Origin of the sequence: Rhodococcus sp. BL-253-APC-6A1W, from assembly GCF_012843405.1 — a bacterium.
In the GTDB taxonomy this organism is placed as follows: domain Bacteria; phylum Actinomycetota; class Actinomycetes; order Mycobacteriales; family Mycobacteriaceae; genus Rhodococcus.
Map to the genome: position 1 here is coordinate 39,974 of NZ_JABAFB010000009.1, position 24,528 is coordinate 64,501.

Annotated in this window: 26 protein-coding genes; 17 read left to right on the plus strand and 9 right to left on the minus strand. The window is 66.1% G+C overall.

The features are described 5' to 3' along the window. Positions 1-24: 24 nt before the first annotated feature. From HF877_RS15160 to HF877_RS15190, 7 genes are all read left to right on the plus strand, one after another. The gene (locus HF877_RS15160; RefSeq protein ID WP_169622184.1) at positions 25-1,191 is read left to right on the plus strand and encodes an acyl-CoA dehydrogenase family protein; all 1,167 of its coding nucleotides are present in this window, start codon (positions 25-27) and stop codon (positions 1,189-1,191) included. Next, entirely contained in the window at positions 1,191-1,958 is a 768-nt protein-coding gene (locus tag HF877_RS15165; protein WP_169622023.1) for an SDR family NAD(P)-dependent oxidoreductase, read from the plus strand. The genes HF877_RS15160 and HF877_RS15165 overlap by 1 nt, the downstream gene beginning before the upstream one ends. Next, the gene (locus HF877_RS15170) at positions 1,958-3,214 is read left to right on the plus strand and encodes a CaiB/BaiF CoA-transferase family protein (protein ID WP_169622024.1); all 1,257 of its coding nucleotides are present in this window, start codon (positions 1,958-1,960) and stop codon (positions 3,212-3,214) included. Before HF877_RS15165 ends, HF877_RS15170 begins: the two co-directional genes overlap by 1 nt. Next, the gene (locus HF877_RS15175; protein WP_169622025.1) at positions 3,211-4,077 is read left to right on the plus strand and encodes an enoyl-CoA hydratase-related protein; all 867 of its coding nucleotides are present in this window, start codon (positions 3,211-3,213) and stop codon (positions 4,075-4,077) included. The genes HF877_RS15170 and HF877_RS15175 overlap by 4 nt, the downstream gene beginning before the upstream one ends. Further along, a complete protein-coding gene (locus HF877_RS15180; protein WP_169622185.1) occupies positions 4,070-5,218 on the plus strand; it encodes a thiolase family protein in 1,149 nt (382 codons plus the stop codon). Before HF877_RS15175 ends, HF877_RS15180 begins: the two co-directional genes overlap by 8 nt. 109 nt (positions 5,219-5,327) lie before the next feature. Then, positions 5,328-5,930 (plus strand): TetR/AcrR family transcriptional regulator, encoded by a 603-nt coding sequence (locus tag HF877_RS15185; protein ID WP_296550703.1) that lies wholly within the window; start codon positions 5,328-5,330, stop codon positions 5,928-5,930. A gap of 41 nt (positions 5,931-5,971) precedes the next feature. Next, on the plus strand, positions 5,972-6,433 hold the full coding sequence (locus HF877_RS15190; protein WP_346765183.1) for a hypothetical protein: 462 nt from the start codon (positions 5,972-5,974) through the stop codon (positions 6,431-6,433). Positions 6,434-6,503: 70 nt separating this feature from the next. Here HF877_RS15190 and HF877_RS15195 read toward each other — a convergent pair whose 3' ends face one another. The 4 genes from HF877_RS15195 to HF877_RS15210 are packed head-to-tail and all read right to left on the minus strand — an operon-like array spanning position 6,504 to position 10,580. Continuing rightward, positions 6,504-7,472, minus strand: a complete 969-nt coding sequence (locus tag HF877_RS15195) for an NADPH:quinone oxidoreductase family protein (protein WP_169622187.1) — start codon at positions 7,470-7,472, stop codon at positions 6,504-6,506. A gap of 5 nt (positions 7,473-7,477) precedes the next feature. Further along, positions 7,478-8,263, minus strand: a complete 786-nt coding sequence (locus HF877_RS15200) for an enoyl-CoA hydratase-related protein (protein WP_169622027.1) — start codon at positions 8,261-8,263, stop codon at positions 7,478-7,480. Beyond that, positions 8,260-9,282 carry a phosphotransferase family protein gene (locus tag HF877_RS15205; protein ID WP_169622028.1) on the minus strand — a complete coding sequence of 341 codons (1,023 nt, stop codon included), beginning with the start codon at positions 9,280-9,282 and terminating at the stop codon, positions 8,260-8,262. The genes HF877_RS15200 and HF877_RS15205 overlap by 4 nt, the downstream gene beginning before the upstream one ends. Continuing rightward, on the minus strand, positions 9,279-10,580 hold the full coding sequence (locus tag HF877_RS15210) for an acyl-CoA dehydrogenase family protein (RefSeq protein ID WP_169622029.1): 1,302 nt from the start codon (positions 10,578-10,580) through the stop codon (positions 9,279-9,281). Before HF877_RS15210 ends, HF877_RS15205 begins: the two co-directional genes overlap by 4 nt. A gap of 101 nt (positions 10,581-10,681) precedes the next feature. Between HF877_RS15210 and HF877_RS15215 the strand changes: the two genes are divergently transcribed. Genes HF877_RS15215 through HF877_RS15225 form a run of 3 tightly spaced genes read left to right on the plus strand, consistent with a single transcriptional unit; the run spans position 10,682 to position 12,850 of the window. Further along, entirely contained in the window at positions 10,682-11,125 is a 444-nt protein-coding gene (locus tag HF877_RS15215; RefSeq protein ID WP_169622030.1) for a VOC family protein, read from the plus strand. 40 nt (positions 11,126-11,165) lie between these two features. Continuing rightward, a complete protein-coding gene (locus tag HF877_RS15220) occupies positions 11,166-11,996 on the plus strand; it encodes an SDR family oxidoreductase (RefSeq protein ID WP_169622031.1) in 831 nt (276 codons plus the stop codon). Continuing rightward, positions 11,993-12,850 carry a TIGR03619 family F420-dependent LLM class oxidoreductase gene (locus HF877_RS15225; RefSeq protein ID WP_169622032.1) on the plus strand — a complete coding sequence of 286 codons (858 nt, stop codon included), beginning with the start codon at positions 11,993-11,995 and terminating at the stop codon, positions 12,848-12,850. Before HF877_RS15220 ends, HF877_RS15225 begins: the two co-directional genes overlap by 4 nt. Before the next feature lie 39 nt (positions 12,851-12,889). On the opposite strand, the gene HF877_RS15230 is transcribed toward HF877_RS15225, so the two are convergent. Both HF877_RS15230 and HF877_RS21390 read right to left on the minus strand, forming a co-directional pair. Continuing rightward, complete coding sequence (locus HF877_RS15230) at positions 12,890-13,549, minus strand: TetR/AcrR family transcriptional regulator (protein WP_169622033.1); 660 nt, start codon at positions 13,547-13,549, stop codon at positions 12,890-12,892. A gap of 262 nt (positions 13,550-13,811) precedes the next feature. Then, on the minus strand, positions 13,812-13,958 hold the full coding sequence (locus HF877_RS21390) for a hypothetical protein (protein WP_240952497.1): 147 nt from the start codon (positions 13,956-13,958) through the stop codon (positions 13,812-13,814). A 3-nt stretch (positions 13,959-13,961) separates the two neighbouring features. On the opposite strand from HF877_RS21390, the gene HF877_RS15235 reads away from it, so the two are divergent. From HF877_RS15235 to HF877_RS15260, 6 genes are read left to right on the plus strand one after another with little or no spacing between them, the layout of a single operon-like run. Next, a complete protein-coding gene (locus HF877_RS15235) occupies positions 13,962-14,933 on the plus strand; it encodes a hypothetical protein (protein ID WP_240952498.1) in 972 nt (323 codons plus the stop codon). 7 nt (positions 14,934-14,940) lie between these two features. Then, on the plus strand, positions 14,941-16,350 hold the full coding sequence (locus HF877_RS15240; protein WP_169622034.1) for an acyl-CoA reductase: 1,410 nt from the start codon (positions 14,941-14,943) through the stop codon (positions 16,348-16,350). Next, entirely contained in the window at positions 16,343-17,431 is a 1,089-nt protein-coding gene (locus HF877_RS15245; protein ID WP_240952501.1) for an aldo/keto reductase, read from the plus strand. The genes HF877_RS15240 and HF877_RS15245 overlap by 8 nt, the downstream gene beginning before the upstream one ends. Before the next feature lie 53 nt (positions 17,432-17,484). Continuing rightward, on the plus strand, positions 17,485-18,918 hold the full coding sequence (locus tag HF877_RS15250; protein WP_169622035.1) for an aldehyde dehydrogenase family protein: 1,434 nt from the start codon (positions 17,485-17,487) through the stop codon (positions 18,916-18,918). 26 nt (positions 18,919-18,944) lie between these two features. Next, on the plus strand, positions 18,945-19,418 hold the full coding sequence (locus HF877_RS15255; RefSeq protein WP_169622036.1) for a carboxymuconolactone decarboxylase family protein: 474 nt from the start codon (positions 18,945-18,947) through the stop codon (positions 19,416-19,418). Then, positions 19,415-20,362, plus strand: a complete 948-nt coding sequence (locus tag HF877_RS15260) for an NAD(P)-dependent oxidoreductase (RefSeq protein ID WP_169622037.1) — start codon at positions 19,415-19,417, stop codon at positions 20,360-20,362. The genes HF877_RS15255 and HF877_RS15260 overlap by 4 nt, the downstream gene beginning before the upstream one ends. A 4-nt stretch (positions 20,363-20,366) precedes the next feature. On the opposite strand, the gene HF877_RS15265 is transcribed toward HF877_RS15260, so the two are convergent. Then, positions 20,367-21,128 (minus strand): SDR family NAD(P)-dependent oxidoreductase, encoded by a 762-nt coding sequence (locus HF877_RS15265; RefSeq protein ID WP_169622038.1) that lies wholly within the window; start codon positions 21,126-21,128, stop codon positions 20,367-20,369. Between the two features lie 170 nt (positions 21,129-21,298). Here HF877_RS15265 and HF877_RS15270 point away from each other — a divergent pair, with 170 nt between their 5' ends. Continuing rightward, positions 21,299-22,840 carry an acyl-CoA synthetase gene (locus HF877_RS15270; protein WP_206037195.1) on the plus strand — a complete coding sequence of 514 codons (1,542 nt, stop codon included), beginning with the start codon at positions 21,299-21,301 and terminating at the stop codon, positions 22,838-22,840. A gap of 60 nt (positions 22,841-22,900) precedes the next feature. Here HF877_RS15270 and HF877_RS15275 read toward each other — a convergent pair whose 3' ends face one another. Beyond that, the gene (locus HF877_RS15275; RefSeq protein ID WP_169622039.1) at positions 22,901-23,695 is read right to left on the minus strand and encodes an NAD(P)-dependent oxidoreductase; all 795 of its coding nucleotides are present in this window, start codon (positions 23,693-23,695) and stop codon (positions 22,901-22,903) included. Further along, on the minus strand, positions 23,692-24,510 hold the full coding sequence (locus tag HF877_RS15280; protein ID WP_169622040.1) for an NAD(P)-dependent oxidoreductase: 819 nt from the start codon (positions 24,508-24,510) through the stop codon (positions 23,692-23,694). The genes HF877_RS15275 and HF877_RS15280 overlap by 4 nt, the downstream gene beginning before the upstream one ends. Positions 24,511-24,528: the final 18 nt, after the last annotated feature.

Below are 24,528 nucleotides of genomic sequence, written 5' to 3' on the forward strand. Positions count from 1 at the left end.
CGTGAGGGGACAGTCATGGGAGGCATGAGTTTCGACCTCACCGAGGACCAGGAACTGATCCGTTCGTCGGTCGCCGAACTGACGAAGAAGTTCGACGACCAGTACTGGATGGAAAAGGATCTCGCCCACGAGTTCCCGTCCGAGTTCTACAAGACGATGGCCGACGGCGGCTGGCTGGGCATCACGATGCCCGAAGAATACGGCGGACACGGTTACGGCATCACCGAGGCGACCCTGCTGCTCGAGGAGGTGGCGCGTTCGGGAGGCGGTATGAACGCCGCAAGCGCCATCCACCTGAACATCTTCGGTATGCAACCCGTGGTCAAGCACGGGTCCGACGAACTCAAGGCGCGGACGCTGCCCCGCATCGTGAACGGTGACCTGCACGTCTGCTTCGGCGTCACCGAACCGGGTGCGGGTCTCGACACGTCGCGGATCACCACCTTCGCCAAGCGCGTCGGCGACCACTACGTCGTCAACGGGCGCAAGGTGTGGATCTCGAAAGCGGCCGAGTCGGAGAAGATCCTGCTCCTGACTCGCACCCAGCGTTACGACGAGGTCGAGAAGAAGACCGACGGCATGACCCTGTTCATGACAGACCTCGATCGCAGCAAGGTCGACATCCGGCCCATCCGGAAGATGGGACGCAACGCCGTCACGTCGAACGAATTGTTCATCGACGACCTGCACATTCCGGTCGAGGATCGCGTCGGCGAAGAGGGCCAGGGCTTCCGCTACCTTCTCGACGGTCTCAACCCCGAACGGATGCTCATCGCGGCCGAAGCCCTCGGTATCGGGCGGGTGGCACTCGACAAAGCCGTCAAGTACGGCAACGAACGCGAAGTGTTCGGCCGGCCCATCGGAATGAACCAGGGCATCCAGTTCCCCCTCGCGGATTCGCTGGCACAGCTCGACGCCGCAGAACTGGTGCTCCGCAAGGCAACATGGCTCTACGACAACGGAAAGCCGTGTGGCAGGGAAGCCAACACAGCGAAATACCTCTGTGCCGACGCGGGATTCACCGCTGCGGACCGCGCTCTGCAGACGCACGGCGGCATGGGGTATTCGGAGGAATACAACGTCTCGCGCTACTTCCGCGAGGCACGCGTCATGCGCATTGCACCGATCAGCCAGGAAATGATCCTGAACTTCCTGGGCTCACACGTTTTGGGATTGCCGAGGAGTTACTGATGGCGGAGAAGAACAACCTTTTCGACCTCACCGGACGGTCGGCGCTGGTCACCGGCGCGGCAGGTGGCATCGGGTCCGCGGTGGCGGAGGCCCTCGCCGCGGCCGGTGCGGCAGTTCTCGTCACCGACGTGGACGGTGATGCGGCTGCGCTTGTGGCCGAGCGGATTTCGCAGAACGGCGGCAAGGCAGACAGTGCCGCACTGGATGTTCGCGACCGGGCCGCCGCCGACTCTGCGGCTGCGCGGGCCGCCGGCTTCACCGAAGGCGTGCTGCACATTCTGGTCAACAACGCCGGTGTCACCGATCCCGCGATGTTCGCGGAGACGAGCACCGAATCCTTCCAGCGCATCCACGACATCCATGTGCTCGGCGCCTTCACCTGTTCGCAGGCAGCGCTTCCTTTCCTGGCCACGGACGGCACCGGACGCATCATCAACGTCACCTCGTCCGCCGGAATCACGGGCACTCTCGGCCAGGTGAACTATTCGGCCGCGAAGGCCGGCATCATCGGAATGACCAAGTCGCTGGCACGGGAGCTCGCGCGGAAGAACATTCTCGTCAACGCGCTCGCCCCGCTCGCTGCGACACCGATGACGGAGACGATTCGCACGAACGAGAAGTTCGCCGCGACCATGCTGAACCGAATTCCCCTGCGACGCTGGGCCGAGCCCTCGGAGGTCGCTGGTGCCTTCGTGTTCCTCGCCACGGACGCCGCGTCGTTCATCACCGGCCAGGTGCTGCCGGTAGACGGTGGCATGGTGATGTGATGTCCGACCCGACGAGCCCGGAGGGCCCGCTGTCGGGGGTCACGGTCGTGACGCTCGAGCAGGCCGTCTCGGCGCCGATGTGTACTCGCACGCTCGCCGACTTCGGGGCGCGGGTCATCAAGATCGAAAATCCTCGGGGCGGTGATTTCGCCCGCGACTACGACGACGTCGTCAACGGTATGGCCGCGCACTTCGTGTGGGCGAACCGGGGCAAGGAATCCGTCACGATCGACCTGAAGTCGGACGCCGGAATCGCAACCTTGCACACGCTGCTGGCCGGTGCCGACGTACTCGTGTCGAATCTCACTCCGGGAGCCACTGCGCGACTGGGCATCTCGCGGGAAATGCTGGCGGAGCGCTACCCCGATCTGATCGCTGTAGAGATCGACGGTTACGGCCAGGGCGGACCGCTGTCCCACAAGCGCGCGTACGACCTGCTCGTGCAGGCGGAGTCGGGCGCGTGCGCGGTGACCGGTTTCCCCGATATGCCGGCGAAACCGGGTCCTCCCGTCGCCGACATCAGCACGGGTCTGTATGCGGCCGTGTCGATTCTCGCGTTGCTGTGCGGAAGGGAACGGCATCGTGGACGTGCCGGGGCGCTGACCTCGGTGTCCGTGAGTCTGTTCGACACCATGACCGAGATCATGGGATATCCGCTCACCTACACGCGGTACTCGGGTGTGGATCAGCAACCGCGCGGGATGAGTTCACCAGCGGTCTCGCCCTACGGTGCGTACCGGACGGCCGACGACCAGACCGTGGTGCTCGGTACGACCAACGACCGGGAGTGGCAGCGACTCGCACGCGAGATCATCGGACGTGACGATCTCGCCGACGACGAGCGTTTCCGCACCAATACCGGACGATGTGAGAACAGGGCGGTTCTCGACGAGGCGATCTCGCAGTGGTGCGCACAGTACCCGCTCGACCACGTGCAGAAGGTCGCGGACGAGGCCGGGATCGGCAACGCGCGATACAACCTGCCGAGTGAAGTACTCGTGCATCCCCAGTTGACGGCGCGTGACAGGTGGCGCGAAGTGGATTCGCCGAACGGTCCGATCGACGCGCTCTTGCCACCGCCGGTGATCACGGGCTTCGACCCGCCGATGGGCGCTGTTCCGGGCCTCGGTGAACACACCGCACGGGTGCTCGCCGACGCCGGATTCAGGTCGGATCAGATCGAGAAACTTCGTGCGGAGGGTGCAATCGGCCCCGCGTACCGGTTCCCGGAATCGGCTGCGAGGCAGAACCGGTGACGGCCGGGGAGTCACTGCTCGTCGACGATCGCGGTGGTGTGCGGACGCTGACACTGAATCGGCCCGCCCGCAAGAACGCACTCGACAGCGGTTTGTGGGATGCGCTGCGCAATGCCCTGGACGAGGCCGGTCAGGACCCCGAGGTGCGGGTGCTTGTGGTGACCGGCGCCGGCGGCGCGTTCTGTTCCGGAGCCGACCTGTCCAATCCCGGTCGGGCGCACCCTTTGCGCAAGATGCGTGTCCTCACCGACATCGCATTGCTTCTGCACGAGCTTCCGGTGCCGACCATCGCAAAGATCGACGGTGTGGCGGTCGGAGCCGGATGGAATCTGGCGCTGGGGTGTGACTTCGTTGTCGCGACTCCGAGATCCACGTTCTCGCAGATCTTCTCGCGACGCGGGCTGTCGTTGGACCTCGGCGGATCGTGGCTGTTGCCCAAGCTGGTCGGCCTGCAACAGGCCAAGAGGCTGGCTCTGCTCGCCGAGACGATCGACGCGGAACACGCCCATCGGCTGAACCTGGTGACCTGGGTCGAGCCCGAAGACACGATCGACGCGTTCGTCGACGACCTCGCCGGCCGTCTCGTCGCGGGTCCGCCGGTGGCGCTCGCGCAGACCAAGGCGCTGCTGAACGAGGGGGCCGATCGCACCCTCCGTGAATCGCTTGCCGGGGAGGCCCGCGCACAGGCGGTCAATTTCGCCACCGCGGATGCACCCGAAGCTTTCGCCGCCTTCGCGGAGAAACGGGACGCGAGGTTCACCGGTCGCTGGGCGATCGGTGGCGCCGCCGCCGCGAAGTCTGCGCCCGGTGCGTCAGGCGTGAGGCAACAACCGGATACGAATGGAAGAGAAGAAGATGCGTGAAGTTGTCATCGTCGAGGCGATCCGTACCCCGGTCGGTAAACGCAACGGAGGACTGGCGGGGGTGCACCCGGTAGATCTGTCGGCGCACATCCTTCGGGCTCTTGCGGAGCGAACGGGTATCGATCCCACCGTGATCGACGACGTGGTGTGGGGTTGCGTGTCGCAGGTGGGCGACCAGTCCAGCAATGTCGGGCGCTACTCGGTGCTCGCCGCCGGATGGCCCGAATCCATCCCGGGCACCACCGTCAACCGCGCCTGTGGCTCGAGCCAGCAGGCACTGGATTTTGCGGCCCAAGCCGTGATGTCGGGTCAGCAGGATGTGGTCGTCGCAGGCGGGGTCGAGGTGATGAGCCGGGTGCCGCTCGGTGCTGCGCGCGGCACCGGTATGCCCTACGGTCCCCAGGCGCTGGCCCGCTATGACGGCTTCGCGTTCAACCAGGGGATTTCGGCGGAGAAGATCGCGCAGAAGTGGGGTCTTTCGCGGACCGACCTGGACGAGTACGCGGTGCTCTCGCACGAGCGTGCCGCTGCGGCGCAGGATCGCGGAGCGTTCGACGGGCAGATCGTGCCGGTCGCCACCGACAACGGATCGGTCTCCGCGGACGAAGGCGTCCGCCGCGGAAGCACGGTGGACAAGCTCGCCGGGCTGAAGCCTGCTTTCGCCGAGGACGGAGTCATCCACGCCGGCAACTCGTCGCAGATCTCGGACGGCGCGGCCGCCCTGCTCGTGACCACGCCTGAGAAGGCTCGCGAGCTGGGACTGACGCCGCTGGTGCGATACCGCGCCGGTGCGGTCGCCGGCGCCGATCCGGTTCTCATGCTCACCGGCCCGATCCCGGCGACCGAGAAGGTGCTCGGCAAAGCCGGTGTCGCGCTCGGGGATGTGGGTGTTTTCGAGGTCAACGAAGCGTTCGCGTCGGTGCCGCTCGCCTGGCTTGCCGAAACCGGCGCCGACATCGGGCGGGTGAATCCACTGGGAGGTGCCATCGCGCTCGGGCACCCGCTCGGCGGATCGGGTGCGGTGCTGATGACGAGGATGATTCATCACATGCGTGACCAGGGACTCCGGTACGGACTCCAGACGATGTGCGAAGGCGGTGGGACCGCGAACGCCACGATCGTCGAGCTGATGGATCACTGACGCTGTGACGTGAGTTGCAAAATAAACTCGATGAGACCCTTGTCACATGGGACCAAACCGACCTAATGTGTGTTCGGTAGGTTTGGTCGACGAGGAGGGCGAAGCAAGGGTGCAACACCGTGCGTACGACACGCTCCTCGCCAGGGGTGAGGATCGGAGGGCGCAAATTCTCGGCGTCGCCCAACGGTTACTGGCGAGGAACGGGTGGCGGAGCACGAGTGTCGCTCAGATCGCCCGGGCCGCAGGGCTGAGCCCGGCGGGTCTGTTGCATCACTTCGATTCGAAGACCGAGTTGTTGCATGCCGTGCTCGACGCACGGGATGCCGACGACCTTGCTCGTGTGGACCGCTCGGGAGATCTCATCGAACAGATCATGAAGATCCCCGGTCGCTTCCGGGACTCTCCCGATCTGGTGGGGATGTACGCGGTGCTCCTCGTGGAGAACCTCGAACCGGATGCGCCACTGCACGATCGCCTACTCGGTCGATATCGAGCGGCACTCGACACGGTCGAGGCCGGGATCCGGCGCGGTCAGTGCGCCGGACGATACCGAACGGATCTGGACCCAGCCGTCAAAGCGGTGGAGATTGTCGCTTTCCTCAACGGAATGGAAACCTCATGGCTACTCGATCGTTCGCTCCCTCTGACCGAGATCTTCGAGGACTACACACGGTCTCTCGAGCAACAGCTCATGCACGCAAGCACATTCTGAGGAGGCGACTCGCAGTCGTCGCGCCTCGTGTCGCCGACGCAGTGCGATACACCGGCGGGTGGCTGTACGACCAGGTGGCCGCGGGTTGGGAGGTCGTCGTCCTGGTGCCCGGAAATGCCGATATCCGGCCCCTCGAGATCCTCGGTGCCACCACGGTCGACCTCGAATCGGCACTGGAGTGTTCCCCGCACGGTCCGATGCCCGACACCGTCGCGGTGGCGACAGATCTCTACGAAGCCGACGCACGGATCCGTCAGGGGCTGCTCGAGACCTTGGCGAAGCATCCCACCACGATCACGATGTGGGGCGAAGGCGTTCCTTCCGAGCTCGACTCCCGGTTCGGTTCCACGCAGCACCGGTTGAGCAGAGCGGCACGAGTTTTCAAGGCGCACGCACTTCAGGCTGCGACGAACGCACCCGTCGACGTCGGGTTCACCGAGTCCTTCCGTACCGACGGAATTGGATCGATGTCGGCGACAGGTACCCTCACCAGCATTCGTTGACGAACACGACACGGCCCGAACCTCCCTGGGATTCGGGCCGTGTCGTCGTGTGGGGACCTTTCGCGCAGGGTCACCGCGCGATATCCACCACGACCTTTCCGATCGCGAGACCGTCCGCCACGTGACGCAGGGCGCGGGAAGCCTCGTCGAGCGGGTAGTGCGCTCCGATGTGGGGTACCGCCCGGCCGGATATCAGCAGGTCGACCAGTTCTGCCTCGTTACGCCGGTATTCATCGGGATCGAGGTCCTGGAACTGGAATCCCATGATGCGAAGGCCCTTCACCAGAACGAGATTCAGCGGAACCTCCGGTATCGTGCCCGACGCATAGCCCACCGTGACGAATCGGCCGCCGCGTCCGAGGGACCGGAGTGCCGGTACCGAGAGGTCGCCGCCGACCGGATCCACTACGACATCTGCTCCCTCCGGCAGCATCTGCTTCAGGGCGCCACGCAGATCGCCCGCCCGGTGGTCGATCAGGTGCTCGGCCCCGTACTTCTCGGCGACCGCGAGTTTGTCTTGCGACGACGCGACAGCAGTCACGGACGCACCCAGCGCGACACCCAGCTGGACCGCGGCGAGACCGACACCGCCTCCGGCGCCGAGCACGACCAGTCGCTCGCCCGGCTGGAGCCGGGCAACCGACCGGAGCGTGTGGTACGCGGTGCGATGGGCTACGCCGAAGGACGCAGCCGTGCGGTCGTCGATCCCGTCGGGAATCGCCTTCAGCGATGCCGCCGGCGCCACCACTTCTTCGGTGAAGGCTCCGACCAGGCTGGTGCCCGTGACCCGGTCTCCGACGATGAACTCCCCGGTGTCGCCCGCGATCTCGGTGACCACGCCGGCGTACTCGCTACCCGGAACGAACGGGGGCGGCACGCTGATCTGGTACTTGTTCGCGACCAGTAACACGTCGGGAAAATTCACCGCCGCCGCACCCACCCGCACCCGGACCTGCCCGGGCGCGAGTGGTTGCGACGGGAGATCCCGGATCTCGACGATCTCCGGTGGCCCGTACTCCGCACAGACCGCCGCACGCACGGTGCTCATCGCCCCTGCCAGGCCGGCGCTCGCTTCTCCATGAACGCCGCAGCGCCCTCCTTGGCATCGTCGCTGGCGAACACCAGGGACTGCCAGTATCCGAGCCGTTCCGACGCATACTCGGGATCGGTCAGCGAGGACCGTACGAGTTCCTTGACCGCGGCGAGTCCGAGAGGTGCGTTCGCAGCGATGCGGCGCGCGTAGTCCAGAGCGGTGTTCAGCACCTCGTCGGGTTCGACCACGGCGTTGATCAACCCGAGTTCGTACCCGCGTTGCGCGGTGATCGGATCGCCGGTCAGGGCGATCTCGAGTGCGGCGCCGATCGGAATACGCGTCCCGATGGAAGTTCCTCCGCCGGCCGGGAAGAGACCCCTCTTGACCTCGGGCAGACCGAACTTCGCCGCAGACGAGGCGACGATGATGTCGGCCCCGAGGAGAAGTTCGAGCCCTCCGCCCACCGCGCTGCCGTTGGCGGCACCGATCACCGGTATCCCGAGCTTTCCCTGGCAGAGCCGCGCATAGGCGGCAGCAGCCTCATCGGACCCGAGACCGATGTCCTCGCCGCTCGCGAACGCCCGCAGATCCATCCCGGCGCAGAACGCGCGGTCCCCGGTAGCGGTGAGCACGACGGCACGGATCTCCGGATCGCGCTCGGCGTCCGCGACCGCGGCACCGAGGCCGCGAATCACCGCGCCGGTCAGTGCATTGCGGGCATCGGGGCGGTCGATGCGCAGCACGAGGATGGGGCCGTGCTGCTCACGAATCAGCCCCTCGACTGCTGCTGCGGTCATCCCTTGTACTCCGTGGATTCGGCGAGGTCGGCGGCCGACTTCATCAGGTCGACGATCACCGGCCCGTACGACTGCAGTTTCACGTCGTCACCTGCACGCTGGAAACCCTGCTCCAGGACGATCGCGAGCTTCCACTTGGCCAGCACGAGGTAGTAGTCGAGGTCGTCGACCTGGCGGCCGGAGATCTCCGAGTAGTGCTGGACCAGGTCGGACCGGTTCGGCATTCCCCGGAGGTCGACGTAGGTAGCCTCGGCGGCGCTCGGCGAGTTCATGTCCTCGGGCCAGTTCATGACCATCCAGGCGAGGTCGAGCTTGGGATCGCCGACCGTGCCCATCTCCCAGTCCACGAGGGCGGCGAGTTTCGCGGGCGCCCCGTGCTGGAACATCACGTTCGCGAACTGGTAGTCGCCGTGCATCAGACCCGGGATGTAGTCGAGCGGGCGATGGTTCTGCAGCCACTTGGTAGCGACGTCGAGACCTTCGATCTCACGTCCCTTGATCCGTTCGAAGAACGCGGTCCAGCGGTCGACCTGACGGTCGTGGAAACCCTCGGGGCGGCCGAGGTCCTGCAGGCCCTGAGCCTTCCAGTCGACCTTCGAGAGCAACGCGATGCCCTCGGCGAGCTGATAGGCCAGGCCCGCGCGCGCGTCGAGATCGGTGTCGAAGGGTGCCGGCCACGCCTCCCGGTGATCCATCGGCGACCATCCGTCGACGTATCCCATGAGGTAGAACGACCGGCCCAGGACGGACTTGTCCTCGCACGCCGCGACGGCTTCGGTGTGTGGGACATCGGTGCCGTCGAGGCCCTGGATGATGCGCCACTCCCGCATGATTCCCTTGTCGCGGTCGGCGGGTGCCGCAGCCGGCGGGATGCGGATCACGCTGGTGAAGTCATCTCGGGTGAGCTTGTAGATTTCGTTCTGGGTACCGCCGGACAGGTACTCGGCTTCGAGCGGCGCACCCTTGCCGGGCAGGCCCTGCTCGTCCATCCATTCGGCGAGTCGCGAGGTATCGATCATTGGTTTCCCACTTCGAGTTCGAGGTAGTCGGCGAGTTTCGCCCGGGCTGCTTCCTGCTTCTTCGGAATCCACTCCGACGGCCACATGTCGTCGGTGGGCTCGTAATCGCGGAGGACCTGCTTGGCGACCGTGGTCTTGTGCACCTCGGTCGGTCCGTCGGCGAGTCCCATCACGGCGGCGCCGTGGATCATCCTGAAGAACGGCATCTCGTTGGTGACACCGAGAGCACCGTGCACCTGCATTGCGCGCCAGGCGATGTCGTGCAGCACGGTCGGCATCACGATCTTCGCGGTGGCGATGTCCTTGCGGACCTTCTTGTAGTCGTTGTACTTGTCGATCTTCCATGCCGTGTTCAACACGAACAGCCGGAACTGGGCGAGCTGCGCGTACGAGTCGGCGATGTAGCCCTGCACGGTCTGCTTGTCCGCAAGGCGGCTACCGGCGGTCTCCCGGCTCAGGACGCGCTCGCACATCATGTCGACGGCCTTCTGTGCGAGGCCGATCGTCCGCATCGCGTGATGGATCCTGCCACCGCCGAGGCGTGTCTGGGCCGCCGCGAAGGCCTGACCCTCCGCGCCCAGGAGCGCCTCGTGGGGCACGCGCACATCGTTGTAATGGATGAGTGCGTGGGTGCCGTCGTTCATCGGTTCGCCGTACAGTCCGACGTTGCGAACGATCTCGACCCCGGGTGTGTCGGTGGGGACGAGGAACATGGATGTTCCCTTGTGCACCGGGACGTCGGGGTCCGTCACGACCATCACGATGAGGAACGCCGCAGTCCGCGCGTTGGAGGAGAAGTACTTCCACCCGTTGATGACCCAGTCGTCGCCGTCCCTGACGGCGCGGGTCCGGAACTGCGCGGGGTCGGCGCCGCCCTGGGGCTCGGTCATCGAGTACGAGGAGAAGATCTCCCCGTCGAGCAGCGGCTGCAGGTAGCGCGCCTTCTGCTCGGGGGTTCCGTAGTGCGCGATGATCTCGGCGTTACCGGTGTCCGGAGCCTGGCAGCCGAACACGATCGGTGCCCACGACGACCGCCCGAGGATCTCGTTGAGCAGCGCGAGTTTGAGCTGGCCGTAGCCCTGGCCGCCGAGTTCGGGGCCGAGATGCGTCGCCCACAGTCCCTGCTGCCGGACCTGCTCCTTGAGGGGATCGATGGCCTTGCGGCGGAGTCCGTCGAGCGGCACGAACTGCTGGTGCTCCCACACCAGGTCGAGCGGCTCTACCTCGTTTCGCACAAACGCGTCAGCCCAGTCCAGCTTTTCCTGGTACTCGGGATCGGTTTCGAAGTCCCACGCCATTGTGCCTCCTCTCCAACTGTGAGAATATCTTTCTCGCAACTCAGAATACGATTCTTACACGGGTTCGGGTGGTTGCGAAACCCCTACGTTCGGAGGCGGCAGTGAAGGCAGAGGATCTGTTCCATTTCGGGATCGTCGCGGACGACCCGGGGGCGGCACGTGACGAGCTGTCGGACCTGCTCGGTTACAGCTGGGGGCCGCAAGTGGGCGGTCTTGTACCTGTGAAACTCCCGACCGGCGACGCCGTGGTGACGCTCGAATGCTCCTATTCCGTCACGACGCCACGGATCGAAGTCGTTGCGAGCGTCCCCGGAACCATGTGGCAGGCGACCTCCGGGGTGCACCACCTCGGGTACTGGTCCGACGACGTCGATGCGGACTGTGCCGAACTCGAACGGCAGGGTTACTCCGTGGAGGCCACGCGGGACGCGCCCGGAGGTGGACTGTTCTTCGCGTTCGCGCGCAGCCGGACAGGGCTGCTCGTCGAACTCGTCACCCGCGCAGCCGAACCCGGGTTGTCGGGATGCTGGGCACCGCAACACTGAACGCCGGACACGACACCGCACTTACCAGGGGGCGAAAACTGTGACAACAGTCGGGATTGCGACCGGGGCCGGCCGCGGAATGGGATACGCGTGTGCGGCGCGGATGGTCGGCACGGTCGACATGCTGCTGCTCATCGATCTGGAGGAGGCCACGGTGACCGCCGCGGCCGAGGGGTTGTCGACTGAACGGACCCGGGTCGAACCGTTCGTGCTCGACGTCACCGACGCCGACGGCCTCGCGCGACTCGCTCGCCGCGTCGCCGAACTCGGTACCCTCCGGTCGGTTGCGCATGCGGCCGGTATCTCGCCCACCATGGCCGATTGGCGCCGGATCTTCTCCGTCGATCTCGTCGGCACGGCTCTGCTCGCGGAAGCGTTGCGTCCGCTGGCGACCGCCGGTACCGCCTCGGTGTACTTCGCCTCGATGGCGCCGACCATCGGGCAGATCCACGCCTCTCCGGAGATCACCGCGGTGCTGTCGGACCCGCTCGCCGAGGACTTCCTCGATCGTGTGCGCGAATCGGTGGGTGAGGCGGTGGAGCACACCGGCGTCGCGTACGCGTGGGCGAAATACGGCGTGCAGCAGTTCGCGCGCGACGAAGCGGTTCGGCTCGGTGCCGTCGGAGCGCGGGCATGCTCGGTCTCGCCCGGCATGATCGATACGCCACAGGGCCGGCAGGAGGCGGAGCACAACGAACGAATCGGCGCGATGGTGAAGATGACACCGCTCGGCAGGACCGGCGACGCCGACGAACTTGCCGCTGTCGTCGCGTTCCTGCTGTCCGACGATGCGGGATTCGTCAACGGCACCGACGTGCTCGTCGACGGCGGTGTGTGTGCCGCGAGTGCGCGACGACGAGCGGACGCATGAGCCCCACCATGGGGGTCGGTCTCCACTACGGTGGCACCGACACATCGATGCCGCTCGTGGGCCTCGCGCATGCTGCGGAGGAGCGAGGATTCGAATCCCTGTTCGTTCCTGAGCATTCCCACATACCGACAGCGCGGAACACACCGTTCCCGGGTGGCGGTCCGGTGCCCGACCATTACTTCGGTTTGTGGGATCCGCTCGTGGGTTTGTCCTTCGTCGCGGCGTCGACGAATCTCGTCGTCGGAACGTGCACGGCGCTTCCCGGTGGGCACGACCCGATCTCGTATGCCAAGGCCGTGGCCACGCTCGACGTCATGTCGGGCGGCCGGCTGGTTCTCGGTGTCGGATTCGGCTGGAACAACGACGAGTTCGAGGACCACGGGTTCGATGCTCGGGACAAGTACGCGGTGGTCGAAGAGAAGATCGCTCTGATGAAGAGTGTGTGGACCGACGAGGAAGCGGCGTACGACGGGAAACATGTTCGGCTTTCTCCCAGCAGAGTCGGGCCGAAACCCCTGCAACGCCCGCATCCTCCGTTGCTGCTCGGTGTGCGCCCGGGCGCGGTGGGCTTTCGCAGGGTCGCCGCATGGGCGGACGGTTGGATCCCGATGGGGCACCACGTGGTCGACACGCTGGAGGGTGATCTGAAACAACTCCGCGAGGAGTGGGAGCGGGTCGGCCGCGACCCCGGCGACATCCGCGTGACCGTCCTGCAGGCGATCCGCCCCGACCTCGCCGACGTGCTCGAGAGATTCCGGCAGATGCCGGTCGACCGTGTCGTCGTCGACATTCCGAGCGCCGGTGACGAGGTGCTGCTTCCGGTCCTCGACGAGATCGCAGCACAGGCATTCTGAAGCGGCTCTTGCCCGGAGCGGGCACGGCCGCCGCAAGGATCACGCCGGTCGCAGGCCCCGGAGAAACAGTGTTACCGCTGCGCGCGTGTGTGATTCGATATCGGCCGGCGTGCGGATGATGCCGAACGACGCGAGACGGGCGGGTGCGCTCGTTGCCATACCGAGAAACAACTCGGCGAGCATCTCCGGATCGTCGGCGTCGACAGCGCCTTTCCCGGCATGGTGCCGGAGCAGGTCGGCGACGAGTTTCGTCCGGGGCCATGCCCCGCGTCCGTACGTCCGGCGTGCGATCTCGGGATAGCTGGAAGCGTGCGCGATCGCGACCTGTTCGAGACGAACCATCGACGGGTCGAGCGCCCGCCGGAGCGCGGTCGTGGCGATCTCGGTCAGCGCGGCCTCGAGGTCGTCGAGTGGGGGCGCCGGCGGTTCGGGGAAGGGCCAGTCGGTGCGCTGCACCGCCCATCCCATGACCGATCGGAACACCGCCTCCTTGGTGGGGAAACGCGCATACAGCGAGGGTTTCGTCGTGCCGGCTGCGGCCGCGATGCCGTTCATGGACGTGCCTTCGTAGCCGTGTTCCAGAAACAGCTCGAGGGCGCTTTCCCGGATACGGCGATCGAGATCCGAGGCCTGTTCGGCTGTGGGGCGTCCGCCCTTGTTTCGCTTCGTGCCTTCGCCGGGGGCCGTGGAACTCGTCATATCCGCCAGTGTGCCAAAGCAATCCGGGCATAGACAGAAAACTTGACCCGTGGGTATGGTTACCGGAATCGCATACCGCCGGAGGGGAAATGTCACTTACGCAAGACAAGAACGACGTGATCGAAGCGATCGACGCGAAGTTTCAGGAGCGACGCCGTCAGGTCCCTGTGCTGCATCAGCGCGCCGAGGCAGAAGGCATCACCGCCATCACGTCCCGCGAAGACATGGTTCCGTTGCTGTTCCCGCACACGACCTACAAGAGCTACCCGGAATCGCTCATCGCCAAGGGCCGCTGGTCGAGCATGAATCGCTGGATCGACTCGCTGTCGACGCACCGCGTGACCGAGGTCGACGTCACGGCGTCTCCGACGTCGACGAGTGGATCGAGGCACTCGAGGCGGCCGGCCACCTCGTGTCCAGCTCGAGCGGGACGAGCGGCAAAGGTTCCTTCCTCAACAAGTCGGTTCGCGACCGTGAAGCCAACATGCAGAACATGATCGACGGGCTCACCGAACTCGGAATGCCGCCGGAACGCCGCTGGCATGTCATCCCCGTCGGACCCGATACCGGGCAGAGCGCACACGTCGCCATGCGCGACCTGATCATCGACAACTACCGCCGTCCCGACGGCATCCCGTTGTTCGAAGGCACTCCGCCGGTCGGTCACCACCGCTATATGGCCCGGCTGCAAGCCATGCGACGAGCCATGGCCGACGGCACCGCCACCCCGGACGACATCGCTGCGTTCGAGGCGGAGGCGCACGGGCGTGCGGCAGAACAGGAACGGCGCCTGCACCACTGGGCGGACCACATCCTTGCGCGGCCCACCGAGGAGATCTTCTTCAACGCCCAGTTCACACAGCTGTTCCGCCTGGTGGAAATCCTCCGGGAGAAGGGTGCCCGCGAAGGCAGCATTTCGGGCGCCAACGCACTGACGGTCGGCGGCGGACTCAAGGGCAGCACCCTGCCCGCGGATTACCAGGAGCAGATCTTCGGAATGCTCAATATCGCGCCCGAGCGGTTCTTCCACTACTACTCCATGCAGGAACTCAACCTCCGCATGCCACGGTGCCTCGGTGGGCGCTACCACGTTCCCGACGGACTCGTGCTGTTCGTACTCGACAAGGACGGCGAAAAACTCGCGGACGTCGTGGACGGAAGAGTCGAAGGCCGTGCAGCTTTCTTCGACCTGACCGTCGACGGACGTTGGGGCGGAACGATCTCCGGCGACCGCATCGTCGTCGAACAGGGGGTGTGCCCGTGCGGGCACGCCGGCGAGACGATTCTTCCCGATATCGCGCGATATTCGGACCTGGGCAACGACGACAAGATCACGTGCGCCGGAACCATGGATGCGTACGTCCGCGGCTTCATCGAACAGTGAGACGACCATGACCACAACTGCTTCCGCGCCGCCCGCGTCCACGATCCGGGTGCCGCACTTCGTCCGCGGTGAACTTATCTGGGGGGAGGAGAGCGAATACCTTTCCCGCGACTTCGGTGTGCCGTTCGTGACCCCACGTCTCGAGTACAACGGCCTGTTCGCCCCACGCTCGGAGGTCGGACCCGCTTTCGACGTTCCGGTCTCGGAGATCATCGACTTCCTGGTCGAAACCGCGCAGTACCTGACTCTGGAGAAGAACGAGTACCTCCAGGAATCACTCGAGATGACGGTTCAGGTCAGCGCATTGCCCCGCCGGATCATCGAGAACACCTTCGCTCGCCCGGGACAGTTCCTCACCAGAGCGGCACTCGAATACCGGCTCGAACGGACCTTCGGGAGTCTCGACGTCCTCGACGGCTGGACCGAACGCACCGACCCGAACGGCAGCGTGAGCCGGGTTCGTGCGTTCCCTCCGCGACTGGTCCACATGATGGCCGGCAACTCTCCGAGCGCCGCGATGACCACGATCGCCGACGCGGCCCTGACGAAAGGCATCAACCTCTTCAAGATGCCGTCTGCCGATCCGTTCACCACCGTGGCCGTGCTGCGCACGATGGCTGATATCGCTCCCGATCATCCCGTGCTCCGTTCGATGTCCGCGGTGTACTGGCGAGGCGGTGACGAGGCCCTCGAAAACGTGCTCTACCGCTCGCAGTACTTCGACAAACTCGTCGCGTGGGGCGGTGGCTCCGCCATCGAGAACGCCGCGAAGTATGTGGGTCCGGGGTTCCAGCTGATCTCGTTCGACCCCAAGGTTTCCATGTCGATCGTCGGACGTGAGGCGTTCGAGTCGGAGGAGACACTGCGTGAGGTGGCCGAACTTGCCGCCCTCGACGCCACGATCTTCAACCAGGATGCGTGTCTCGCGGCCCGCCACATCTGTGTCGAAGGCGACGACGAGCAGGTGGACCGGTTCTGTGCGCTGCTGCACGAGCGACTGGGCGTGGACCGCGATTTCGCGGAAGCATTCGGGCCGAAGCCCGGCGCCGAAATCCGGGACGCGGTCGAGGGCATGCGATTCCTCGAACCCGAATACCGGGTATGGGGGACGTTCGACGGTAGTGGTCTCGTGGTGCGCTCCCCGGAGATGGTGGACTTCCACCCGACCGACAAGACGGTCAACGTCATCCCGGTCGCGGCGATGCGCGAGGCCGCGTCCTACGCCACAGTCGCGACGCAGACCGTCGGCGTCTACCCCGCGTCACGGAAGGCCGAGATCCGCGACCTCCTCGCCACTGCCGGGGTCCAGCGCATCGTGCGACTGGGCAGCGCCCTGAAGGGCAGCATGGGTGGACCCCACGACGGCATGTATCCGCTGCACCGTTTCGTCAACTGGGTGGTGGACGACGATGCCTGAACAGCGGTCGAGCGGGATGGCGCAACGGGTTCTCGGATCCTCGGGTATCCGTGTGAGCGAGTGGTGCCTGGGGACCATGACCTTCGGAACGGAATGGGGATTCGGTGCCGATGAGGCGACCAGTCGCGAGGTCTACGACGAATATCGGGCAGCCGGCGGAAATTTCGTCGACACCGCCAACAATTACACCAACGGTGCGAGCGAAGAGATCCTCGGCCGGTTGATCGCCCCCGAGCGCGATGCCGTGGTCGTGAGCACCAAGTACACACTGCCGACCGACCCGCACGACGCGAACTCCGGCGGGAGCAACCGCAAGAGTCTGCGGCGCAGTGTCGAGACGAGCTTGAGGAGGCTGGGCACCGACTACGTAGACATGCTGTGGGTGCACGCATGGGACCGCTGCACACCGGCGGAGGAAACTCTCCGCGCACTCGACGATCTGGTGCGTTCGGGAAAAGTCCTGGCCCTCGGCATTTCCAACACGCCGGCATGGGTTGTCTCCCGGTCGGACGCGATCGCGGAACTCAGAGGGTGGACGTCGTTCTGCGCGATGCAGATCGAGTACTCGCTCGTCGCGCGGACGCCGGAGCGGGAACTACTGCCCATGGCGGACGAACTCGGGCTCGCGGTGAGTGCCTGGAGTCCCCTCGCCCGCGGCGCCCTGGCACGCGAGCACACCGACGAGAGCCTGGCTCGGCTGTCGGGCCGTGTGCGACGCGTGCTCGAGGTGACGCGCTCGATCGGACAGGAACTCGGGCACTCGCCTGCGCAGGTGGCGCTTGCATGGGTGAGGCACCGGGGACCGATGGTCTCGATCGGAGCCCGGACCGTTGCGCAACTCCGGGACAATCTCGGTGCCGCCTCGGTGGTGCTGAACGACGCGCACCTCGCGCAACTCGACGACGCGTCAGGGATAACGTTGGGCTACCCGCACGACTTCCTCCATGAGCGCCGTGCGTTGCTCGCCCCGGATGCCTTGCCGCCGTTGGGTGCAACGAGGCAAGATTCGGAGGGCTCTGCGCGACGGCGGCACAGCGGTACCCGCCCGGGCGGACAGCAGACAGCATCGGCGGCGCGATAGCCGCGGCACTCGAAGACGACTGCGTTCTTCGACAACTCCCGGAAGGCAACATCATGGAGACGCTCGACCATTGGATCGGCGGCGCGGCAGTACCACCCGCCGGCGGTGAGTACCTCGCGGTCACCGATCCCGCGACCGGCCGGACCGTACGGCAGGTCGCGCGAGGTGATGCCGCCGACGTGGACGCAGCCGTGCGGGCCGCGGTGAAGGCGACCGCCCGATGGCTGGCCATTCCTGCGCTCTCTCGTGGGCGGCTTCTCGTCGATCTCGCCCGCGCGATGCGGGCCGACGCATCGGTCCTCGCGGCACTCGAGATCAGCGAAACCGGAAAGCCGGAGAAGGTCGCGCTCGCGGAGGTGGAGAATTCCGCGACTTATTTCGAGTTCTACGGCGGGCTTGTCGGCATGCCCGCGGGCGAAACCCTGGATGTGGCGCCCGACCAGCACGTGTTCACCATTCGTGAGCCGTTCGGTGTGATCGGCGTGATCACCCCGTGGAACCTTCCCCTCAACCAGTCCGCACGCGCGTGCGCTCCCGCCCTGGCGGCGGGAAACACGGTGGTCGTCAAGCCTTCCGAGAACACTTCCGCCTCCAGCGTGCGGCTCGCGCAGTTGGCCACCGAAGTGGGCTTCCCCGAGGGCGCCTTCACCGTGGTGCTCGGTACGGGAGCCGAAGCCGGGGCGGCGCTCGTCCATCATCCGGATGTCGCCAAGGTTGCCTTCACCGGTTCGGTGCCCACCGGACGCGTGATCGCCGGTATCGCGGCCGACCGGGTCATCCCGGCCACCCTCGAACTGGGCGGCAAATCCGCGAACATCGTGTTCGCCGACGCCGACATCGATGCGGCGGTGGCGGGAGCGGTGCAGGGTTTCACCGCGAATGCGGGGCAGGTGTGCTCGGCCGGAACCCGCCTTCTCGTGCAGCGCGACGTGCACGACGAGGTGGTGACCCGACTGGTGGACGCGGTGTCCCGCATCCGCGTCGGCCACGACATGGGCCCCCTCATCACTCGAGACCAGTTCGAGAAGGTGCAGGAATACTTCAAGATCGCCGAATCGGAAGGTGCGCGTGTAGAAACCGGCGGCACGGTGTCGGCATTCGCCGCCGAGTCCGGCGGCTTCTACATCGACCCCACCGTGTACAGCGGAGTAGACAACGCGATGCGCATCGCCCGGGAGGAGATCTTCGGTCCGGTGGTCGTGGTCATCCCGTTCGACACGGCGGACGAGGCGATCGCGATCGCCGACGACTCCGACTACGGGTTGGTCGCGGGCGTATGGACGAGGGACATTTCGCGTGCCCTCACCGTCAGCGGGCGCCTGCGCACCGGCCAGGTCTTCGTCAACACCTGGTCGACCGGGTCGGTGCAGACACCGTTCGGAGGCTGGAAGCACAGCGGGTACGGCCGCGAAAAGGGTGTGGAAGCGCTCCACCACTACGGCCAGGTCAAATGCGTCACAGTCAAACTCGATTCGGCCCGGCTCTGAAGCCGCCGGCCACGAAGGGATCACCGATGTCTCCAGAGGGCACCACCGTGCGGAGCGGCGTCGCCGCAGCACACGAGACGGTCTACAACGCCGGACTCACCGAACGCAGGGATGTGCTGGGCGACGAGTATGTCGATGCGGCGCTGACCCGCAACGCGGGCACGGACGGGGAAGCCCTCCAGGGCTACGTCAGCGAGTTCGTCTGGGGCGGTGTGTGGACTCGCGACGGCTTGGGACGGCGCGACCGGTCCCTCGTCACGGTGTCACTGCTCATCGCGCTCGGGCAGCACACCGAACTTGCGACCCATGTGCGCGCGGGACTCCGGAACGGGCTGACCCGCAGGGAGATATCCGAGGCGGTACTCCACGCCACCGCGTACGTCGGCGCGCCGGCGGGACTCGCCGCGATGCGGGTCGTCCAGGCGACACTCGTGGAACAACTGGGACCGCTCGACGCAGCGGAGTCCGGCACCTCCTCCGCCGAGGAGGCGACAGCATGAGTGCGACGTCGGTACGCCGCCTGGGGCACGTCGGTCTCGGTGCTATGGGCCGCCCGATCGCGCGCAACTTCGCGCGCAGCGTCCGGCCACTGGTGGTACGCGATGCCGACATCGACTCTCAGCAGCGTTTCGTCGACGAGCATTCCGGAGTCAGCGGTGCCGCGGGATTCGCCGACTTCTCCGACTGTGATGCCGTGATCCTGGTCCTGCCGACCAGCGACATCGTGGACGCCGTGGTGCTGGGTGAGGACGGCCTGCTCGCGCATCTCCGTCCGGGCGCCGTGCTGATCGATATGGGCTCGAGCGTGCCCACGCGCACACAACGCCTCGCCCGGATCGCCGGAGAGAAGGGGATTTCGGTCGTCGACGCGCCGGTCAGCGGCGGGGTGGCGAAGGCCGAACAGGCGGCCCTCGCCGTGATGGTCGGTGGTGACACCGCTGTTGTCGACAGGGTCCGCCCGTTGTTGCAGGAGACCGGACAGGAGATCATCCACGTCGGTGCGGTCGGTTCGGGACACGCGGCCAAGGCGCTCAACAACCTGCTGGCCGCGAACAATGTCCTCGTCGCGGCCGAAGCCTTGCTCGTGGGCAGGAAGTTCGGCATCGCGCCGGAAACCCTTCTCGCGGTGCTCAACGCGGGGAGCGGCCGCAATCAGGCCACCGAGACGAAGTACGAGAAGTTCGTGCTGTCGCGGACCTTCGATTCCGGATTCGCCGCCGCGTTGATGCGCAAGGACATCGGCATCGCGCTCGACCTGGCGCACGACCAGGGGATCGAGCCGGTGCTGGGAGAGGCCATCGGCCGAGTCTGGAATGCCGCGGTCGACGCCCTCGAACCGGGGGCAGACCAGACCGCGGTGGTGCGCTACCTCGAACAGGCACACGGCGTTTCGCTGGGAGACGCCGCGGCCGAGCAGAACCAGCGCGCCACGGAGACGGAGTAGGTCGTCAACGCAGGACGGTTCCGCCGTCCACGTTGACGACCTGCCCGTTGATCCAGGACCCGTCGTCGGACATCAGATACGCGACCATGCTCGACACATCGGCAGCTTCCCCGAGGCGGGTGCTGCGCGTGCGCGCGAGCATTCCGGCGAGCAGGTCGGGCGGCGCGCCTTCCCGGATCTCGTCGGTCAGGATCAGGCCCGGTGTCACCGCGTTGGCGCGGATGCCTTCGCGTCCCCACCGCGACGCGACATGGCGTGCGAGAGCGTTGATCCCCGCCTTCGTCGCAGAGTATGCGGGCCGTTGCGGATCACCGGTGAACGAGGCGATCGACGAGGTGTAGACGATGGCACCGCCTCCGCGTTCGAGCAGCAGGGGAACGGTGTGCCGCGTGACGAGCATGTGGCCGCGTAGATTGACGGCGACCGTGCGGTCCCACACGTCGAGGTCGATGCTCACCACGTCGGAATCCTTGGTGACGGCGGACATGTCGCCGGCGTTGATGTGGACCGCGTCGAGTCCGCCGTAACCGTCCACCGTCGACGCTACGAGGGCCCGCACGGAATCGTCGTCGGAGATGTCGAACTGCGCCGCGGTCGCCTCACCGCCTGTTGCGCGGATGGAGGCGGCGGTGCGCTCGGCTCCCTCCGCATCGATGTCGCCGACGACGACCCGGGCGCCTTCCCTGGCGAGGCGATGCGCGGAGTCGGCGCCGAGTCCGGTTGCGGCACCCGCGATCAGTACGACTTTGTCTTTCAATCCGTCCATATGAACATCCCTGCTTTTCGCGTCGGTCCAGAAAACCGGAAACCCGTGAATCCGAACCTACCTAGAGCAAGAACAAAGTTCTAGTGTGTGAGAACAATGTTTCCGTTTCGTCGGCGGGGGCCGGCGGTCGACGAAGAAGGCGAGAGTCCGTGACCGAAACCCAGGAACTGTTGATACCGAGCACCCACGCGCGCGCCCACCCGGACCGGCCCGCGATCGTCATGGCGTCCAGCGGAGAGACCGTGACCTACGCGCAACTCGAGGAGCGTTCGATCCGGTTCGCGCGAGCACTCCGATCCCGGGGACTGCGCCCCGGCGACCACATCGCGATCCTCATGGAGAACAACCGCCCGTTCCTCGAGATCTGCTGGGCAGCACAAAGATCAGGCCTGTACTACACGGCGATCAACCGGCATTTCAGGGCCGGTGAGGTCCAGCACGTGCTGAGCGACTGCGGTGCGGTCGCCCTCGTCAGCAGCGAGGGAATGGCCGAGGTGATCGAGAATCTCGACCTCGGTGCCATTCGGGTGCTCGTGTCGGCGAGCGGGTCGATCCCGGGATTCGAACACTACGGCGACGTGCTTCGCAGCGAGTCGGCCGAACCCCTCGAGGCCGAAATCGAGGGCCGGGAGATGCTGTACTCGGGTGGCACCACGGGCTTTCCGAAGGGCGTGCGCAAACCGTGGCCGGGCACGCCACTCGGTGATCCCTCGTGCGCACCCGTTCTCATCGCCCGTGGTCTTCTGCGCCACGGTCCGCGTCAGGACGTCGTCTATCTCTCGCCCGCTCCGCTGTATCATGCGTCGCCACTGGTCTTCTCGATGTCCTGGCATCGGCTCGGCGGCACTGTCGTCGTGATGGAGAACTTCGACGCGCGCACGTGTCTCGAGTTGATCGAGAAGTACCGGGTCACCGACGCGCAGTTCGTCCCCACCATGTTCGTGCGGTTGCTCAAACTGCCCGACGACATCCGCGCTCGGTATGACACGTCGAGCCTGCGGGAGGTCGTCCACGGTGCTGCCCCCTGCCCCGTCGCCGTCAAGCAGCAGATGATGCACTGGTGGGGACCGATTATCCACGAGTACTACTCGGGTACAGAGGATGTGGGCGCGTCCGCGATCTCTCCCGAAGAGTGGCTGTCGCATCCCGGTTCGGTGGGCCGGCCGATGCAGGAGTGCCACATCGTGGGCGACGACGGTCGAGAGCTTCCCCCGGGGGAGGTAGGCGTGGTGTATTTCGCGGGCGGTCGAGCGTTCGAGTACCACAACGATCCCGAGAAAACCGCGTCCATCACCAACGAGCAGGGGTGGCGGACATTGGGCGACATGGGATATCTCGACGCCGAGGGCTACCTCTATCTCACCGATCGCCAGGCATTCATGATCATCTCGGGAGGAGTGAACATCTATCCGCAGGAGACCGAGAACCTCCTCGTCGGTCACCCCGCGGTGGTCGACGCCGCCGTGATCGGCGTTCCGGACGACGAAATGGGAGAAGCCGTCAAAGCCGTGGTCCAGTTGGCAGATCCGGCGTCGGCAAGCCCGGAACTCGAGTCCGAGCTCATCGACTTCTGCCGTAACGAGCTGGCTTCCTTCAAATGCCCTCGCACGGTGGACTTCGTCACGGAGCTTCCACGCGACCCCAACGGCAAGTTGTACAAGCGCCGACTGCGCGACGGGTACTGGGTGGATCGCGAATCTCACGTGTTCTGAACGGAAGACGGACGCCGGGGCTACGCACCGAGTGCGTCGCCCCGGCGTCCGGGCCGCAACTTACGTACGCGCGTCGATCGCGGTATCGAGCACGCCCAGGTCGGCTCCGAGTTCGGCGACGGTCGCACGCACGACGGCAATGTCTTTCGACAGGAACTCGCCGACAGCGCTGCGGAACTCCGCGACGGAACCGCGCATCGCGATGTTGCCCATGACTTTGCACGACGAACTCGCGTGCGGAAGTGCCTCGAAGAGCGATTTCTCGTCGAGGCCGAGCCGGCGGCCGAGTTCTGCCGCCTCCGCCATCAGGCCGATCTCCGCCGCGAACAAGGCATTGTTGACCAGCTTGACCCGCTGGCCACTGCCGCTGGGTCCGACGTGGATGACCGGGTCACCATAACTCTTCAGCACCGGCGTCACGGCAGAGACGGCCTCGTCCGGGCCACCGACGAACAAGGTCAGCGCACCCGCCGCGATGTCGTGCGGTCCACCGCTGACCGCAGCGTCGACGACCGATACCCCGTACGGGGCCGCCTCGGCGGTCAACGTCTCGATGGAACGAGGGCTGATCGTCGTGTGGACGATCAGGGTCGAGCCCTGTGGCATACGAGCGAGCACTCCGTCGTCGAGACATACCTGCCGGACTTGGGCGTCGGTGAAGACGCAGACCGCGACGATGTCGGCGCCGTCGCCGATGTCGGAGATGTCCGCCACCGGCCGGGCCCCGGCCGACTCGAGAGCCGATCGGGTCTCCTCGTTGCGCGCCAGAGCCCGCACGTCGTGGCCGTTCGAGACGAGACGCCCCACCATGGGCAGGCCCATGCGGCCCGCGCCGACGAAATGCACTGTGGTCACCGCGGATACTCCATCATCTCGAGGGTGGCGTCGGCTGCGGTCAGCGCGGCGCCGGGGGTGACGCCGGCTGTGTCGGCGATCTCCGCGATGTGCCGCACATCCTTGCGCAGAAGTTCACCCGCGTGCTGCGCGATACGGTCGAGTGTCCCGCCGGCCGACACCACGCGTCCGAGGGCGAAGCTGTTCGCGGTGCCGTTCGCGACGACCTCACCCAGGCGCGCCGAATCGATCCCGAGGGCCGCACCGAGTTCGAGGGTGCTTGCCGCGGCGGACAGGTTCGCGGTGAACAACAGGTTGTTGAGGAGCTTGGTGACCTGGCCCGCTCCCACATCGCCGAGATGCACGACAGGGTTGCCGTAGGTCGAGAACACCGGACGGCACTTCTCGACGGTCTCGGCATCGCCTCCGACCATGACGAGCAAAGTGCCTGCGGCCGCGCCCATTCCGCCGCCACTGACCGGCGCGTCGACGACCGAAACACCGCGTGTGCCGGCGATCTCGGCGAGTTCCCTGCAGGTATCCGGGTGGATCGTGCTGTGGATCGCGATCACGGCGCCTTCACGGAGTCCTTCGAGGAGCCCGTTCTCCCCGGCGACGATCTGCCGGACGTCGTCGTCACCGACCACGCACAGGCACACCAGGTCGCTCACCGCCGCGAGCTTCGCCGGTGACTCGGCGTAGGTGGCGGCAGTGTCGGCGTACGGTTCGAGGGACGCGGGCCGGCGAGCCCACAGTGTGGTCTCGAAGCCTGCTTCGACGATACGGCGGGCCATCGGCCCGCCCTGACTTCCGAGCCCGATGAATCCGACACGCATCACCGAACCTCCTTACCG

What these genes read in the sequence shown, in the direction of transcription:
- HF877_RS15230 (WP_169622033.1), bottom strand. Translation starts at nt 13,549, where the DNA reads ATGACGAGTTCCACGGCCCCCGGCGAAGGCACGAAGCGAAACAAGGGC.
- HF877_RS15260 (WP_169622037.1), top strand. Translation starts at nt 19,415, where the DNA reads ATGAGTGCGACGTCGGTACGCCGCCTGGGGCACGTCGGTCTCGGTGCT.
- HF877_RS15160 (WP_169622184.1), top strand. Translation starts at nt 25, where the DNA reads ATGAGTTTCGACCTCACCGAGGACCAGGAACTGATCCGTTCGTCGGTC.
- HF877_RS15200 (WP_169622027.1), bottom strand. Translation starts at nt 8,263, where the DNA reads ATGACCGCAGCAGCAGTCGAGGGGCTGATTCGTGAGCAGCACGGCCCC.
- HF877_RS15225 (WP_169622032.1), top strand. Translation starts at nt 11,993, where the DNA reads ATGAGCCCCACCATGGGGGTCGGTCTCCACTACGGTGGCACCGACACA.
- HF877_RS15180 (WP_169622185.1), top strand. Translation starts at nt 4,070, where the DNA reads ATGCGTGAAGTTGTCATCGTCGAGGCGATCCGTACCCCGGTCGGTAAA.
- HF877_RS15240 (WP_169622034.1), top strand. Translation starts at nt 14,941, where the DNA reads ATGACCACAACTGCTTCCGCGCCGCCCGCGTCCACGATCCGGGTGCCG.
- HF877_RS15165 (WP_169622023.1), top strand. Translation starts at nt 1,191, where the DNA reads ATGGCGGAGAAGAACAACCTTTTCGACCTCACCGGACGGTCGGCGCTG.
- HF877_RS15205 (WP_169622028.1), bottom strand. Translation starts at nt 9,282, where the DNA reads ATGATCGATACCTCGCGACTCGCCGAATGGATGGACGAGCAGGGCCTG.
- HF877_RS15170 (WP_169622024.1), top strand. Translation starts at nt 1,958, where the DNA reads ATGTCCGACCCGACGAGCCCGGAGGGCCCGCTGTCGGGGGTCACGGTC.
- HF877_RS15245 (WP_240952501.1), top strand. Translation starts at nt 16,343, where the DNA reads ATGCCTGAACAGCGGTCGAGCGGGATGGCGCAACGGGTTCTCGGATCC.
- HF877_RS15210 (WP_169622029.1), bottom strand. Translation starts at nt 10,580, where the DNA reads ATGGCGTGGGACTTCGAAACCGATCCCGAGTACCAGGAAAAGCTGGAC.
- HF877_RS15255 (WP_169622036.1), top strand. Translation starts at nt 18,945, where the DNA reads ATGTCTCCAGAGGGCACCACCGTGCGGAGCGGCGTCGCCGCAGCACAC.
- HF877_RS15280 (WP_169622040.1), bottom strand. Translation starts at nt 24,510, where the DNA reads ATGCGTGTCGGATTCATCGGGCTCGGAAGTCAGGGCGGGCCGATGGCC.
- HF877_RS15250 (WP_169622035.1), top strand. Translation starts at nt 17,485, where the DNA reads ATGGAGACGCTCGACCATTGGATCGGCGGCGCGGCAGTACCACCCGCC.
- HF877_RS15265 (WP_169622038.1), bottom strand. Translation starts at nt 21,128, where the DNA reads ATGGACGGATTGAAAGACAAAGTCGTACTGATCGCGGGTGCCGCAACC.